Annotated in this window: 14 protein-coding genes; 5 read left to right on the top strand and 9 right to left on the bottom strand. The window is 58.9% G+C overall.

The window, feature by feature from the left end; all coding sequences use genetic code 11:
* Positions 1 to 83 precede the first annotated feature (83 nt).
* Entirely contained in the window at positions 84 to 2,135 is a 2,052-nt protein-coding gene (fusA, locus tag NXF97_RS04690) for an elongation factor G (RefSeq protein WP_274956625.1), read from the bottom strand.
* Positions 2,136 to 2,329: 194 nt separating this feature from the next.
* Complete coding sequence (ahpC, locus tag NXF97_RS04685) at positions 2,330 to 2,893, bottom strand: alkyl hydroperoxide reductase subunit C (protein WP_074009737.1); 564 nt, start codon at positions 2,891 to 2,893, stop codon at positions 2,330 to 2,332.
* Between the two features lie 335 nt (positions 2,894 to 3,228).
* On the opposite strand from ahpC, the gene NXF97_RS04680 reads away from it, so the two are divergent.
* Complete coding sequence (locus NXF97_RS04680) at positions 3,229 to 4,077, top strand: inositol monophosphatase family protein (protein WP_274956624.1); 849 nt, start codon at positions 3,229 to 3,231, stop codon at positions 4,075 to 4,077.
* Positions 4,078 to 4,080: 3 nt separating this feature from the next.
* Here NXF97_RS04680 and NXF97_RS04675 read toward each other — a convergent pair whose 3' ends face one another.
* Both NXF97_RS04675 and NXF97_RS04670 read right to left on the bottom strand, forming a co-directional pair.
* Positions 4,081 to 5,505 carry a sensor histidine kinase gene (locus tag NXF97_RS04675; protein ID WP_274956623.1) on the bottom strand — a complete coding sequence of 475 codons (1,425 nt, stop codon included), beginning with the start codon at positions 5,503 to 5,505 and terminating at the stop codon, positions 4,081 to 4,083.
* 35 nt (positions 5,506 to 5,540) lie between these two features.
* On the bottom strand, positions 5,541 to 6,254 hold the full coding sequence (locus tag NXF97_RS04670) for a response regulator transcription factor (protein WP_022373679.1): 714 nt from the start codon (positions 6,252 to 6,254) through the stop codon (positions 5,541 to 5,543).
* A gap of 243 nt (positions 6,255 to 6,497) precedes the next feature.
* Here NXF97_RS04670 and NXF97_RS04665 point away from each other — a divergent pair, with 243 nt between their 5' ends.
* The 4 genes from NXF97_RS04665 to NXF97_RS04650 are packed head-to-tail and all read left to right on the top strand — an operon-like array spanning position 6,498 to position 11,212.
* Positions 6,498 to 8,021: an efflux transporter outer membrane subunit gene (locus NXF97_RS04665; RefSeq protein WP_274956622.1), complete on the top strand. Its 1,524-nt coding sequence runs from the start codon at positions 6,498 to 6,500 to the stop codon at positions 8,019 to 8,021.
* Entirely contained in the window at positions 8,018 to 9,286 is a 1,269-nt protein-coding gene (locus NXF97_RS04660; RefSeq protein ID WP_274956621.1) for an efflux RND transporter periplasmic adaptor subunit, read from the top strand. The genes NXF97_RS04665 and NXF97_RS04660 overlap by 4 nt, the downstream gene beginning before the upstream one ends.
* Before the next feature lie 15 nt (positions 9,287 to 9,301).
* Positions 9,302 to 10,003 (top strand): ABC transporter ATP-binding protein, encoded by a 702-nt coding sequence (locus NXF97_RS04655; RefSeq protein WP_274956620.1) that lies wholly within the window; start codon positions 9,302 to 9,304, stop codon positions 10,001 to 10,003.
* Between the two features lie 3 nt (positions 10,004 to 10,006).
* Positions 10,007 to 11,212: an ABC transporter permease gene (locus NXF97_RS04650; protein ID WP_274956619.1), complete on the top strand. Its 1,206-nt coding sequence runs from the start codon at positions 10,007 to 10,009 to the stop codon at positions 11,210 to 11,212.
* An 81-nt stretch (positions 11,213 to 11,293) separates the two neighbouring features.
* Here the strand turns inward: NXF97_RS04650 and NXF97_RS04645 are convergent, their stop codons facing one another.
* The 5 genes from NXF97_RS04645 to NXF97_RS04625 form a co-directional block, all read right to left on the bottom strand.
* Positions 11,294 to 11,776, bottom strand: coding sequence for a single-stranded DNA-binding protein (locus NXF97_RS04645; protein WP_274956618.1), 483 nt, complete (start codon positions 11,774 to 11,776; stop codon positions 11,294 to 11,296).
* A 28-nt stretch (positions 11,777 to 11,804) separates the two neighbouring features.
* A complete protein-coding gene (locus NXF97_RS04640; protein WP_274956617.1) occupies positions 11,805 to 12,185 on the bottom strand; it encodes a hypothetical protein in 381 nt (126 codons plus the stop codon).
* A gap of 167 nt (positions 12,186 to 12,352) precedes the next feature.
* Positions 12,353 to 13,684, bottom strand: a complete 1,332-nt coding sequence (locus NXF97_RS04635; RefSeq protein ID WP_274956616.1) for a sodium-dependent transporter — start codon at positions 13,682 to 13,684, stop codon at positions 12,353 to 12,355.
* A 103-nt stretch (positions 13,685 to 13,787) separates the two neighbouring features.
* Complete coding sequence (locus NXF97_RS04630; RefSeq protein ID WP_022372637.1) at positions 13,788 to 14,237, bottom strand: single-stranded DNA-binding protein; 450 nt, start codon at positions 14,235 to 14,237, stop codon at positions 13,788 to 13,790.
* 25 nt (positions 14,238 to 14,262) lie between these two features.
* Positions 14,263 to 15,483: an MFS transporter gene (locus NXF97_RS04625; protein WP_274956615.1), complete on the bottom strand. Its 1,221-nt coding sequence runs from the start codon at positions 15,481 to 15,483 to the stop codon at positions 14,263 to 14,265.
* Between the last annotated feature and the right edge of the window lie 27 nt (positions 15,484 to 15,510).

Raw genomic sequence — 15,510 nt, 5'->3', positions numbered from 1 at the left:
CGAGCTGAAACAATCGGGTCGGGAAGCCTTATTCAGCGGGAGAAAGCTTTAAAAGCAGCCTTCTCCCGTTTTTACTGCCTGCGTCAGTCCTCTTCGTCCTTACGCTGATAGTGCGACGCAAGTTCCTGCGCCTTCTGCGCGGGCACCGTGTGGTAGTCCGCGAGATCCATCGTAAAGGCTCCGGCGCCCTGCGTGAGGGCATGAAGCCTTGCGGCGTAGCCGGTGAGTTCGGAAAGCGGGACCAGAGCCTTGATTTCCATTACGCCGGGCGCGAGGTTGTCGGTGCCCTGCACCTGACCGCGGCGGGCGGCAATGTCGCCCGTGATCGCACCCATGGTGCTTTCCGGAGCCGATACCGCAATCTCAACAATGGGTTCGAGAATCTGCGGCTGGGCTTTGGCAAGCGCATCGAGCATGGCTTTGCGGCCGGCGGCCACAAAGGCCACTTCCTTACTGTCCACGGGATGGGACTTGCCGTCATAGACCGTCACACGGATATCGGTGATGGGGTAACCGGCCATATAGCCCGTGGCAAGCACTTCCCTCACGCCTTTTTCCACGGCCGGAATGAGGTTAAAGGGAATGACGCCGCCCTTAACCCTATCCACAAACTCAAAGCCGGCGCCGCGCGGCAGGGGTTCCACCTTAAGAAACACTTCCCCGAACTGGCCGGCACCGCCCGTCTGCTTCTTGTGGCGGGCGTGGCCTTCGGCGGCTGCCCCGATCGTTTCACGGTAGGGAACAGAAGGCGCGCTTGTCGTCACTTCAAGCTTGAACTGATCCTTCATGCGCTCAAGCACCGTGCGCACGTGCATTTCGGTAAGTCCCCGCAGCACCGTTTCGTTTAATTGCGCGTCATGATCCACCGCAAGCGTGGGGTCTTCGGCAAGCATCTTCTGCAGAACTTCGCCCATGCGGCTTTCGTCCCCGCGGCGTGCGGGTTCAATCGCAAGGCCGAACATCGGACGGGGATAGGGCGGGCGCGGCAGCACAATGCCGGCGTCGGCCGGGTCTGAATGCAGCACACAGCCGTAGTAGAGGTCGTCCACCTTACTTAAGGCGCCGATGTCGCCCGCGTGCAGTTCATCGGTGTCCGCTGTGTTTTTGCCCTGCAGTAAGAGGGGATGCACAATCTTAAAGGGTTTCTTGGCGTCTCCGGCGTAGAGCTCGGTCCCTGCCTTAATGCGGCCGCGGTGCACGCGGAAAACGCCGATCTTGCCGACAAACGGGTCGCTCACCACCTTAAAGACACGGGCAATCACGGGCTGGTCCGGATCGGGGGCAATATGCACGGGGTTACCCTGTGCGTCCACAAAGGGCGCGGCATTGGCTTCCACAGGTGCGGGCATATGGCGGATGATGACCTTGATGAGGTCGCGGATACCGATCAGGTTTTTGGCGCTTGTGAAGCACACCGGGATGATGTGGCCTTCGCGGAGGGCCTTGGTGATCGGAGCGTGCAGCGTACTCGGATCGGCGTCGCCTTCTTCGAGGTACTTTTCCATCGTGGCGTCGTCGACTTCCACCACGCGCTCAATAAAGGCGCGGTGCACGTCCGAGACCGTCATGATGTCGCTTTCGCCTGTGTCGCGGTCAAAGCAGTCGATGACGCGGGTCATGCCCTTGGCGGGAAGGTTAATGGGAAGCACGCCGTCACCGAACGCTTCTTTGAGTTCGGTAAGAAGCTTCGGCAGATCCACGCCCTCGGCATCAATCTTATTGATCACAATCATGCGGCAGTGGCCGCCGCGGCCCGCCCACTTCATCATGCGGCGGGTCATGAGTTCAATGCCCTTGGCGGCATCAATCACCACGACGACGTTTTTAACGGCATCAAGCGCTGACAAAGCCTGACCCACATAGTCCGGGTATCCCGGGGTGTCGATCACGTGCACGCGCACGGGCGTCAGGTCAGGCATCGCGGTGTCAAGATGCACCACGGCTGTTCTCAGAGAATGACCGACCGCTTTTTCCTGCGGGTCGTTGTCACAGACCGTTGTCCCTTTTTCGATGCTGCCGCACTCGGCGATCGCGCCCGTGCGCATGAGCATGGCTTCAATCAGACTCGTTTTGCCGGCCCCGCCGTGGCCGACCAGCGCTACGGTACGAAGGTTCTCAGTGGAGTAATTGGACATAGGTCTTTCTCCTTATCTGTCGATTGGTTCCTCCATTGTGCGCTGTGTCGACTCAAAAAGAAAGGAAAACGGCAAAGTTTTTTCGCACCGGTAAAGAATTTCGGAATATCAGGCCTTCGGACAGCAAAAAAGCCCGACCTTGCGGACGGGCTTTCAGCGGAAATTGCTCCTTAGGTCAGAGCAATTCAGACCGATTAGATCTTACCGACGAGATCGGCACCGGGTTTCAGCGTCTTGGCACCCGGGGTCCAGCGGGCCGGGCAGACCTCACCCGGATGCGCGGCAACGTACTGAGCGGCTTCGAGCTTACGCAGAAGTTCCTTGGCATCGCGGCCGATGTTGCCGTTATGAAGTTCGATCACAACGATCTGGCCTTCGGGGTTGATGAGGAACGTGCCGCGTTCGGCCATACCGTCGGCTTCGATCAGAACACCGAAGTTACGGGAGATGGTGAGCGTCGGGTCACCGATCATCGGGAACTTCACCTTACCCACGGCCGGGCTCGAAGAATGCCAGGCCATGTGCGTGAAGTGGCTGTCGGTGGAAACCGCGTAGATTTCGCAGCCGAGCTTCTTGAAGGTGTCGTAGTTGTCAGCGAGGTCTTCGAGTTCGGTCGGGCAGATGAAGGTGAAGTCGGCCGGGTAGAAGAACACCACGGACCACTTGCCTTTGAGTTCCTTGTCGGTGACCTGAACGAAGTCGTTGTTGAGGTAGGCCTGTGCCTTAAAAGGCAGCACGGTCGTACGAAGAAGAGACATTGTTAACTCCAGTATTTAATCATTGGTGTGAAGGACAAAACAAAGGAAAGTGACGCCCGAAGGCGATCGCTTTTTCCTTCACGGACGGCCGTGACGATAGCATGAGGCTTAGCCCTCAAGCCTTACGTTTTTTTCTGCGCAGGCTGAGCAAATGTTTCAAAACGCGATTTCGCTTTAAATTCAGTGCGCAAAAAAATCTGCCGATTCGTGGAGCTTAAAACAGCCAATAGCCAAAAGCAAAAATCGAATTCCGCCACCTCCGGAAGTGTCTTATGAAGGCGAGGCCTGTGAAGCCGCTTAAAATGAAAAGACTCAAAAACAGCCGGAGGCTTATCTTGGCACGCACGACTTACACCGCTCCGATTTCCGCGGAAGAAAAAGCGGAATTTGTTCCTTTTCTGAACCGCCTCATTGACACGGCTTTTGATGAGATCGTGCCGCGGTTTCTCACGGGTATTGCCGTTGAGGACAAAACGAACGGGACGCCCGTGACGCAGGCCGATAAGACCGCGGAGGAAAAGATGCGGCTTCTCATTGAAGAGACGTACCCCGAGCACGGTATTTTCGGTGAGGAGTGGGGCGAAAAAGAGGTAAGCCACAACAGTGAGGGTGTCCGTTACCGCTGGATTCTGGATCCCGTGGACGGCACAAAAAGCTTCATCACTAACTCTTTCCTTTTCGGCACATTGATTGCTCTTGAGCGTGATGACGGCACGGGCTTCAGGCCGATTCTCTCGTCCATCAGCCACGCGGCGGCCAACGTCCGGACAATCGGGACGCTGGACGGCACGCACATGCACCTGGAAAACCGCGGCACGGTTGTGGACCGCGATCTGCATGTGCGGCACTGCAGGCGGCTTGAAGACGCCACGCTTCTGGCGACAAGTCACTGGACCACGCCCGAGCAGCACGGCTCAGCCAACATCCAGAAACTCATTGACCGCGTCAAGATGTATCGCACGATGGGAGACTGCTTCGGCTACTTTGCGGTGGCAAGTGCCGGGGCCGACATCATGATCGACCCGGAACTCTGCTACTGGGATGTGGCCGCACTTCTTCCTGTGGTGGAAGGCGCGGGCGGCGTCATCACGTCGATGACGGGCGGCAACCCCTTAAAGGAAATCAACGCGGTCTGCACGGCAGGCGACATTCACGGTGAAGTCATTGCCCTTCTTAACGCCTGATACTTAAGCGGCCGGTACCGTGAGCGTCATGATGAGGCCGTGGGGCTTGCGGTTGACGGCCGCAAGGCTCCCGCCGTGGCGCTCTGCGGCGCGCTTGGCAATCGCAAGACCCAGCCCAAAGCCCGACCCTGTGGCTTCATTTTTACCGCGCACAAAGGGCTGAAAGATTTTGGCAAGGTCCTCGGGGTCCATCCCGGGACCTTCGTCAGAGACGCGGATCACAAAGTTGTCGGCTTCTTTTTTCGCGGTCACCGTAACCGTGCCGCCCTCAGGCGAATACCTCAGCGCATTGCGGATGATGTTTTCCGCAGCGCGCCCGAAGCTGTCCACATGAAGTTTCAGTGTCTGCGCGGCAGGTGCGTCAAGCGTCACCGCCACGTGCCGCGGCGTTCCCTCAAAGCGCGCGTTTTCAACGATGTCTTCAAGCAGCGGCACAACATCGGTTTCCACAAAATCCATCGGGGCGTTGTCGTCAAGCCGCGCGTAGGTGAGAAGTTCATCAACGAGGGCGTCTAAGGCCTGCACGTCTTTTTCAATGCGCGTTAAAAGTTCCCCGCGGCGCTCGGGATTTTTTTCGGCAATTGCAACCGCAATTTCAATGCGCGCCAGGGGGCTTCTCAATTCGTGGCTTACGTCATGAAAGAGGCGCTTTTGCCGGGCAATGAGGCCGTTAATCTTTTCAGTGGTTGCGTCAAAGCGTTGCGCCAGAGCCCCGATTTCGTCGTAGCTGTGCCCGACTTCAGGCGCCACACGGACGGTCAGGTCGCCTTCGGAAGCCCGCCGCATCGCCCAGTCGAGTTTTTTGATGGGGCGTGCAAAGCGCCAGGCAAGAAGCCCTGCGGCAATGCTTGTCGCCAAAAGCGCAAAAAGGATGTGCACCCAAAGGGGCGTGTGCCAAAAAGCCGAAAAGAGGTTTCTCGGCGGCAGGTCCGTGCGTACGGCAAAGAAGTTAAGGTTGAGGCAGTCGATGTTGTTGCCCCTCATATGATGCCGCCCCATCATCATGCCGCGGCCCATGCCCATTCCCGGACCCATCCCGGGCATCATGCGGCAGGGCTGCAGAATGTACTGTTCAGCGGTGGGGTGCCTGAGGCTTTCGGCGGCTTTTTCCGGCACCTTGCGGCCGCTGATTTCATTGCCGTCGGCGTCGGTGACAAAGACTTCCGGGCGGTTGTTGCTCGTTTTGTCGGTAAGCCAGCTCACGAGCACTTCGCGGCCGCCCCAGTGGTAGATACCGATTGCGTTATTCACGGCGCGCTGTGCGGCCCGTCCGCTTTCAATGTCGCCGAAATTGCGCGGCACCTGCTGGTAGTTTTCACTGGCGACCCAGACAAGAAACCCGAGAATGAAAAGCGCTGCCCAAAGCCCGGCGAAAAGCTGCAGAAAAATGCCGCCGGACCGCAAAAACTGAGTCGGTTTGAGACGCATGGGTTGTCCTTGTCGGGGCCACGGGCCGCCCTCTTTTACGCCGCGCCCTCAGGCGTTGCGTGCACAACGAGCTGATAGCCCACGCCGCGGATGCTTTCAATGGAAACCGCCGTCGGCGAAATGTCCGCGAGTTTATGGCGGATGGAACTGATGTGTACGTCGATTGCGCGGTCATAGCGCCCCATGGGGCGGCCTAAAACGCGCGGATAGATTTCCGTCTTGGCAACCGGTTTTCCGGCCTGACGCGCAAGCATTTCCAGCAGCAATAATTCAGTCCCGGTGAGCGTCACGGACTTTCCGTTAAGGCTTGCCGTTCTCTGCGCCATATCGATTGACAGGGGCCCCGCGGTTAAGGGACCGCGGCCGAATTCACTGTTTTTGCTGCGGCGCAGAATGGCGCGCATGCGGGCAACAAGCTCCCGGGGCGGGCAGGGCTTAGGAACGTAGTCGTCCGCGCCGAGCTCAAGTCCCAAAATCCTGTCCACGGGATCGCCCTTGGCGGTGAGCATCAGCACCGGTGTCTGACTGGTCTCGCGGATCTTTGCGAGCACTTCGGTCCCGGACATCCCCGGCATCATGACGTCGAGAATAATGAGGTCAAACGTGTCTTTGGCAAGTGCCGCCAGGCCCGCGGGCCCTGAGTGCGAGGGAGTGGTCGCAAAACCCTCGAGCGTGAGGTAATCCACAAGCAGTGTGACAAGCTCAACGTCATCATCGATAATCAGAATTTTCGGCGGACGGGAGAACATGGTCGGCTCAGATCCTTTGAGTGCTGGCAGGCGGCATGCCTGCGGGTTTGTGGTGGGCCAATGGGAATTGTTGCCGGGAATCGTACACAACTTTGACGCGCCGCGCCTCATGCGCCTGTGTTTGGTTTCGCCTCTTTGCAGTTCCTTTGCAGTTCTTTACCCGGGCTTAAGGAACTTTAACGGGTCAATCCGCAACAATTCAGGGAACAAAAAGGACTGTTTGCCGCAAAAGGATAAGAAAAAATGGGAACGCAGACACGAAAAACCAAAACCGTCAGGCGCAGGCTTCTTGCCGCGGCCGCGGGCTCCGCGCTTCTGGCGCTCACAGGCTGCGCCTCGCAGGCAGTGATGACGCAGACCGATCAGGCGGCCGTCGGGGAGAGCTGGACCTGGCAGCAGGTGCTGCCTGAAGGCGTGCGGATGGTTCCGACGGCTGAAGTCAACCGCAACTGGTGGCGCGAGTGGCAGAACCCGGAACTCACGGGCCTCATTGATGCGGCTTTGGCCAAAAACACCGATATCAAATCGGCGCTTGCGAATCTGAGAAGCGCCGCAGCGTCGGCCGATGACGCCACCGCGTCGCTTTTTCCGACGCTTGATCTTTCGGGGTCGGGGTCCGCGAGCCGCGTGATGGGAGAGGCTTCGACGACACGCTGGGGCGTGCAAGGGGAGGGCGCCTGGTCGATGTCGCTTGCGGGCGGCAACATCGCCGCGCGCAGGGCGGCGGTTTACGAGGCAGCGGCTTCGCTTTTAAGTCTTGAAGACGTGCGCATTACCGTGGCGGGCGAAGTGGCCCAAAACTACATCGGACACGCGCTTGCGTGCGTGAAGTACGCCGTTGCCGCACAGATGCTCAAAAATTACTCGGAGGCCGCTCAGATTGCGCAGTGGCGCTTTAACGCGGGGCTGGCGGATCAGGCAGAGCTTGATCAGGCGATGAGTAACCGTGAGGCTTCAAGCGCGTCGCTTGCGATGATGCGGCAGAGCATCACGCAGTACAAAAATGCGCTCGCGCGGCTCACGGTCACCAATGTCATGCAGTTAAAACTCACCGAACCCGATGCAGTGCCTTCGGCGCCCGCCGCGTTTGCCGTGGCCGTGCCCGCGCAGACTCTCTCGCAGCGGCCCGATATGCGTGCCGCGGAACTGACGGTCGCGGCGGCAAGCGACCGCGTCTACGAGGCGCGTTCCCAGTGGTTCCCGGCTCTCACGATCTCCGGAAATCTCGGCACGCAGGCCGCAACGATCGCAACGCTCGGTGCTTCCGGCACCGGTATTGTGGCGCTTGCCGGAGCGCTTTCCATGCCGCTATTGAATTGGGGTAAGCAGGTGACGGCCTCTGAGCAGGCTTTGGCGCAGCTTGATCAGGCGCGCGCCTCCTATACGGCGACACTTGTGACGGCACTGGAAGAAACCGAAAACGCGCTCACGATGATTTCCACGGCCGAGACCCGTAAAAAGCCCCTGCAGCGCGCGTTAAGTTATGCGGAATCAGCCGCTGACCTCACCATGCAGCAGTACAAGGCGGGGCTTGTGGATTACCAGAATGTGCTCACGACGCAGAGAACGCTTCTTTCTGCGCTTGAAAGCACGGCCACAAACGATGCGGATCTCGCCACGGGTCTGGTGATGCTCTACCGCGCTTTAGGGGGCGGCTGGGAACCCGCCGACGAGGTGAGAGCAATGCTCACTGACATTGAAAAGCGTGCGGCCGAAGAGGCCGCTGCCGACAAACGGATTCAGGAAAAAGCGGGGATTAACAAATGAGTAAAGCTATGGACAAACAGACGCTTCTAGGTGAAAACCCCGCGAACAAAAGCCGCCGCCGGATTTTGGCGGCCGCTGTGGTGATTGCGGCCGCGGCGGGCGGTGCGGCCTGGTGGCATTTCGGTTCGGGTGCCGCCAAACCGAGTTATGCAACGCAGGCGCTCACCACCGGCAACATCACGGTTACGGTGACCGCAACCGGGACACTCAATCCGGTGCGAAGCGTCAGTATCGGCAGTGAACTTTCCGGCATCGTCGCCAAAGTCAACGTCGATGTGAACAGCACCGTCAAGGCCGGGGACGTTTTGATTGAACTTGATACGGCAAAACTTGAAAGTGCCGTCAATCAGGCCCGCGCCGCGCTCTCCAGCGCCAAGGCGCAGCTCGGGGAAGCCAACGCCACCGTCGTTGAAGCCAAAGCCAAGATGGCGCGTCTTGAGGAATTAAACCGCACGTCGGGCGGAAAACTCCCCTCGCGCACGGAGCTTGACGAGCAGCGGGCCACTGTTTTAAAGGCTGAGGCTTCGGTCGCTTCAGCCAAAGCTTCCATTGAAGACGCCACCGCCACGCTTGAGACGCAGCTCACAAACCTCTCCAAGGCCTCAATTAAGTCGCCCGTTGACGGCGTAGTGCTCACGCGCTCGGTGGAACCGGGCTACGCGGTTGCGGCAAGCCTTCAGGCAGTCGAACTTCTTACGGTCGCAACGGACTTAAGGGAACTCGAACTTAAAGCCGACATCGATGAAGCCGACGTCGGACGGGTGGCCCCGGGTCAGGGGTCCGACTTTACGGTCGCAGCCTTCCCGGACCGTAAGTTTGAGGCGCGGCTCTCGAAAGTCGCCTACGGCGCCACTACCAACGAAACCACGAAGGTTGTCACCTACACCGGGTACTTCAACGTTCCCAACAAGGAACTGCTTCTGAGGCCCGGGATGACGGCAACGGCAACGATTGAAACCGCACGGTGCGACAATGTGCTGCTCGTACCCAATACGGCATTCCGTTTTCGTCCGCAGACTGCGGCCGCCGCAAGTTCCGTCTCCTTCATGATGCCGCCGCCGAGAACGCGCGTAAAGCAGGTAAAGGAACGCATCCAGCAGGCCGAGCGCGAACGCACGGTCTACGTGCTCAAAGACGGTGCCGCGCAGGCGGTTACGATCCGCACGGGGCTTACCGACGGCAAGATGACCGAAGTTCTCTCGGGAGACATCAAGGCCGGTGACAAAGTCATTACGCAGCAGTTAAAAAGCGCTGCGGGCGCTTAAAGCGGGGTAGTGCCAATGTCCGAAACGCCGCTTATTGAACTTAAAAACATCACGAAGCGCTACGGCGTCGGAGCCGCTGCGTTTGATGCCTTAAAGGGTGTTTCCTTTACCGTGCATCAGGGGGAATTTCTTGCGGTGATGGGCCCTTCGGGGTCAGGTAAGTCCACCACGATGAATATCATCGGGGCCCTCGACAGCCCCACCTCCGGGGAGTACCTCTTTGAAGGCGTGCATGTGGAAACGCTCACCAAAGATGAGCGCGCTCTTTTGCGGCGCCGCTGCATGGGGTTTGTGTTTCAGGGGTTTAATCTCCTTGCGCGCACCACGGCGCTGGAAAACGTGGAACTGCCTTTGCTTTACCGTGGGGTCCCCGCCAAAGAGCGCCATGAGGCGGCAAGAAAGGCCCTGGATCGTGTGGGGTTGCTCGAGTGGGAACACCATACGCCCGCGGAACTCTCCGGCGGCCAGCAGCAGCGTGTGGCCATTGCCCGCGCAATCGTCACGCACCCGCTCCTTTTACTTGCCGACGAACCCACGGGGAGCCTTGACAGCCGCCGAAGCGTCGAAATCATGGAGCTTCTCACGGATCTCAACAAAAGCGAAAACATCACCGTGCTTTTGGTGACGCATGAGCCGGAGATGGCGGCGTACGCACGGCGCTGCATTCACTTTTTGGACGGCATGGTCGCAGGCGACAACCTGCAGCCCGGGAGGTAGGCGATGCTTGGTAACGCATTTCTTCTGGCATTCCGGCAGATCCGCCGCAATCCGATGCGGTCCCTTCTGACGGTTTTGGGCATCGTCATCGGTGTGGCGGCCGTGATCACCATGGTGACGATCGGTAACGGTGCCACGCAGGCCGTGCGCGCCGAAATCGAAAGTTTCGGCAGCAATCAGCTCATGCTCCGGCCGGGGCAGCGTATGGGCCCGGGGGGCGCAGCCGGAGCCCCCTCATTTAAGCTTGCCGACATTGAGGCGATTGAAAGTCAGGTCGCAGGCGTCGTCTCCGCCGCCCCTCAGACTTCGCGCTCGACGACGGTTGTGGCGCAGGGTAAAAACTGGTCCACAAGCGTGATCGGCACCACCAACGATTACTTCACGACGGATAACCGCACGTTAACCCAGGGGCGCTTTTTTGAGCCCGCGGAAGAGCGTGCGGGGTCAAGTGTCTGTGTGATCGGCAACACCGTGCGTAAGGAGCTCTGGGGCGCGGGCGATCCGGTGGGCGAGATGCTCAGAGTCGGTAACTTCAGCTGCCGCGTCATGGGCCTGTTGACGGAAAAAGGGTCGGCCGCGATGGGGGGAGACCAGGACGACCTCGTGGTGATTCCCTTTAATACGGCCGCACGGCGCCTGGTGGGTAGTACCCGCGTGAGCACGATTTTGATCAGCATCAGCCCGGACAGTGACCGCGAGGCGCTCAAATCCTCTTTAAAGGATCTGATGCGGGAGCGCCGGTCGCTCTCGGCCGGGGATATCGACAATTTCTCGATTCTGGATACCGCTGAAATTGCCGAAAAGGTCGCTTCCACGACGCAGATCATGACGATGCTTCTGGGTGCGGTCGCAGCGGTAAGCCTTCTTGTGGGCGGCATCGGCATCATGAACATCATGCTTGTCTCCGTGACCGAGCGCACCCGCGAAATCGGTGTGCGTCTTGCGATCGGCGCAACCGCAGACGAAGTGCTAATGCAGTTTCTGATTGAAGCAGTGGTGCTTGCCTGTCTCGGAGGCGTGCTCGGGGTGATTCTGGCCTTCGGGGCTTCGGCTGTTCTCACGACCGTGATGGATCTGCCCTACGTCTTTGACCTCACGATCAATATCGTGTCCTTCGGTTTTGCTGCATTAACGGGCATTATCTTCGGGTACTTCCCGGCAAGAAACGCCGCAAGGCTCGATCCCATTGAAGCCGTGCGCCACGAATAACGCGTTTTAAACCGTATGAAAAAGCCGCCGGGCAGTCTGTGCCGGCGGCTTTTGACGTATCAGGATGAGATGCCTGATGCTTTAGAACGGTACATCGTCTTCAGCGATTTCATCGGCGCTGCGGGCCGGTGCGGCGGGACGCGCAGCCGGCGCGCGGCGCGGCGACTCAAAGCCGTCGTCGCCCGCGGGAGCGCCGTAGCCGCCCGGCTGGGACTGGCCGCCTGCGGCGGTGTTGCGGCTGCCTAAAAGCTGCATGGATTCGGCGATGATGCCCGTGCTCCAGCGCTCGATTCCGTCCTTGTCGGTGTAGCGGTTCGTGCGGATGCGGCCTTCGATGTAGACGGGGTTGCCCTTTTTGAGGTACTGCTGGGCCACTTCAGCCTGGCGCCCGAAAAGCGTCACGCGGTGCCATTCGGTTTCTTCCTGCAGTGCGCCCTGGCTGTCCTTGTAGCGGCGCGTGGTGGCAAGCGCCAAAGAGCAGATGGGACGGCCGTCGGCGGTCATGCGGGTTTCGGGGTCGCGCCCCAGGTTACCGATCAGAATTACTTTATTAACAGAAGCCATAGCGGCAAAAATCTCGAAAAATCAAAAATCAAATGTTCGTTGCGACGACGATGAGAATCATCAGCGGAGCAAGGATACCCATAAAGAAGCGAATTGTACCGAGCTCAAAAGGCGTTAACGTCCTTACGGTCTGAAGCTGTCTGACGGTGTGCTTTTTCCAGGCAACCCACGCGACGGCAATCAGAAAGCCCATGGCCGACAAGGGCATCCCGACGTTACTCGTGAGCGCCGCAAACACAAGGCACAGATAGAAGGCAACGGCAAAGAACTGGCCCGCCGGGAGCTGCGCAAAAATTGCGGGCATCGTGACGAAGGTAAGGCCCGGACCGGCGTTGGGGTCAAGGCCGAAGGCAAAGACCGTGGGCATCACCATGAGGCCGCCCAGCACAGTTGAGAAAATCGCGAGCACCGCAACTCACGCGGTGGATGTGACGAGGTTTGATTTTTCCGAGAGGTAGCCCGCATAGGTCACCATGACGCCGGCGCTGAGCGAGAGCAAACCCATGGCGTTACTGACGACCGCAGAAAAACCTAACGGAAGACGTCTTTCTGCGGTCCGGTGAGGTTTCAGCTGCCTCAGATGTTTGTCGCGACCACGATCACGATCATGAACGGAGCGAGAATGCCCATGAAGAAGCGGATCGTGTTGAGCTGCAGGGCGCTTAAGGGCTTAACGGTCTGCAGCTGATGCGCGGTGTAGTTTTTCCACGCAACCCAGGCGGCAGCGATCAAAAAGCCCATGGCCGACAAGGGCATTCCCACGTTACTCGTGAGGTAATCGAGCAGATCAAAGACGGTCTTGCCGAAGATCTTGAAGTCAGCGAGGGCGCCGAAACTTAAGTCGCAGAAAAGGCCCACAATCATTGCAACGATCGTGCCGCCCACCACAATGCTGCGGCGGGTAAAGTGCAGTTCGTTGCTCACGGTGCCCACAACGGCCTCAAGCATCGAAACGGAGCTTGTGAGAGCCGCAAACACCAGGCACAGATAGAAGGCAACGGCAAAGAACTGACCCGCCGGAAGCTGCGCAAAAATTGCGGGCATCGTGACGAAGGTGAGACCGGGGCCCGCGTTGGGGTCAAGCCCGAACGCAAAGACCGTGGGCATTACCATGAGGCCGCCCAAGAGTGCTGAGAAGATCGCGAGCACCGCGACCCACGCGGTGGAAGTCACAAGGTTGGATTTTTCCGAGAGGTAGCAGGCGTAGGTCACCATGGTGCCCGCGCCAAGCGACAGCGAAAAAAACGCAAACCCCATGGCGTTAAAGGCCGAGGACGACGTGAACTGATCCCAGCGCGGCAAAAAGAGATATTCAAGCCCCTTGACGGCACCGGGAAGCGTGAGTCCCCTCACGATGAGAATCAACATCAGGATAAAGAGCAGCGGCATCAGGACCTTGGAGAGTCGCTCAAGCCCGGTGTTGACGCCGCCCAAAACAACGACGGCGTTTAAAATCAGAAAGACCGCCTGGTAGGCAAAACTCACCGGGCCGTTACTCACAAAGGCACCGAAATGGGAATTTAAAAGTGCGGCATCCTTAATGAGGCCGTTACCGAGCACGGCGTCCACAAGATACTTAAGGCACCAGCCGCCCACGGCCGAGTAAAAGCAGAGGATTGTAAAGCCCGTGAGCATCCCGATAAAGCCGAAAATACCCCACCAGCGGCCCGCGACCTTCTTTAAGGACCCGACGGCGCCTGCCCGGCCCGCGCGGCCCACGGCGTATTCGGCCAGAAGCATCGCCACGCCGATAGTGAGCGTAAAGAGAATGTACGGAATCATGAAGGCGGCGCCGCCGTTACTGCCCGACATATACGGGAACTTCCAGATGGCCCCGAGGCCCACGGCGGAGCCGGCGCTGGCGAGAATAAATCCGAGGCGAGACCCCCAGGATGCTGTTGCAGACATAAAAAACCTCTGTTTTCTTCTTGTCTTTGGTACAGGATTAAAGAACCGGACAAAGTTCAGATGAGGGGAGAGCCGTCCGGTCTGTTTTTGCGAGATTCAAAGATTAAAACGGCACGTCGTCTTCAGAGAGCGATTGCGCCGAAGCCGCGGGCTGAGCGCTTTGCGCGGCAGGTGCGGCGTGCGGCTGAGATGCCGTATGCGACGGAGGCGTTGCGGCGTTTCTTGCGCCTAAAAACTGCAGGGATTCGGCAACGATTTCGGTGCTGAAGCGCTCCACACCCTGCTTGTCGGTGTATTTGCGGGTTCTCAGACGCCCTTCAATGTAGACGGGATTACCCTTTTTAAGGTAGGTTTGGGCGACTTCGGCCTGGCGCCCGAAAAGAACGACGCGGTGCCATTCGGTTTCTTCCTGCAGGGCACCCTGGGCATCTTTGTAGCGGCGAGATGTGGCGACTGTGATCGAGCAGATCGCAAGTCCCCCTTCGGCGGTGTAGCGGGTCTCGGGATCACGCCCGAGGTTGCCGATCAGAATGACTTTGTTGACTGATGCCATGGTAAATCGTTCCTAAAAAATATCGTCAGATTTTGATTTCCTCACCGCGTTCGCGGGCCTTCGCCGCAGGGGGCGTCATACCTCGGGCGATGAAAAACCAGACAAGCATCATCACCAGACAAAATGCATAAACACCCGTGCGGCCGAATGTCTGCGACAGCCATCCGCCCAAGGCGCCTCCGACAAAAAGACCGATGCTCTGCGTGGTGTTGTAAACGCCCAGGGCCAGGCCCTTGGCAGACGTATCAGCGGTTCTTGACACAAAGGAGGGCAGTGTTGCCTCCAGAATGTTAAAGCCGCAGAAAAACGCAAACAACAGCACGCCGATGGCGGCAAGACTTTCGTCGGCAGCGGCAAAACCCGCGAAAACACACGCGAGCAGCAAAACGGCTACGAGAAAAAGCGTTTTCATTTTACCTGCCCGCTCAGCCCTTGAGATAGACGGCATCAACACGCCAAAGCTCAGGATCACGGCGGGCAGATACACCTGCCAGTGCTCAGACACCGGAAGGCCCAGGCGGCTCATCTCCACCGGAATCACGACAAAGACGGCCATCATCGCCATGTGAAGGATAAAAATTCCGGCATTTAACCGCAGCAGATCCGGGTTAAAGACGGTAGCTTTCCAGTTAGAGCCAGTGCCGGCTTCTTTTCTTACGAGAGGCGCATCGGGTACCACGCGGTACGTGACCCAGACGGCGGCAAGCGACAAGACGGCCGTAAGCCAGAAAAGGCCGCTCACGCCGATGTAGTGCGCAAGAACCGGAGAGGCTACAAGCGAAAACGCAAAGGTAAGGCCGATCGAAGAGCCCACAATTGCCATGGCCTTGGTGAGCACCCGGTCACGGACCGAGTCGGAAATCATGGCGGTGACGGCGGCTGAGACCGCTCCCATTCCCTGCAGCGCCCGGCCGGCCATCACGGTCCAGATGTCGCTGCCCAGGGCGGCAAGGATGCTGCCTGCGGCAAAAATCAGAAGCCCCGCGGCGATCACGGGTTTTCGCCCCCAGCGGTCGCTTGCCGCCCCGAAGGGAATCTGCAGAATCCCCTGAGTGAGCCCGTAAATACCGAGCGTGAGTCCAACGGCAAAGGCGCTTTCCCCGCCGGGCAGGTGCCGTGCATAAACGGCAAAGACCGGAAGAATCAGGAAAAGCCCGAGCATCCTCAGGGCAAAAATTGAGCCCAGCGACAGGGCGGAACGGCGTTCGACGGGGGTAAAGCGACGGGGATCAGCGGGCGAGGTCATCTTGAGACGGTTCTTCTGGCACGTCTG

Origin of the sequence: Duodenibacillus massiliensis, from assembly GCF_928721995.1 — a bacterium.
Lineage (GTDB): Bacteria > Pseudomonadota > Gammaproteobacteria > Burkholderiales > Burkholderiaceae_F > Duodenibacillus > Duodenibacillus massiliensis.
This window is presented reverse-complemented; position numbering and strand designations above follow the sequence as displayed.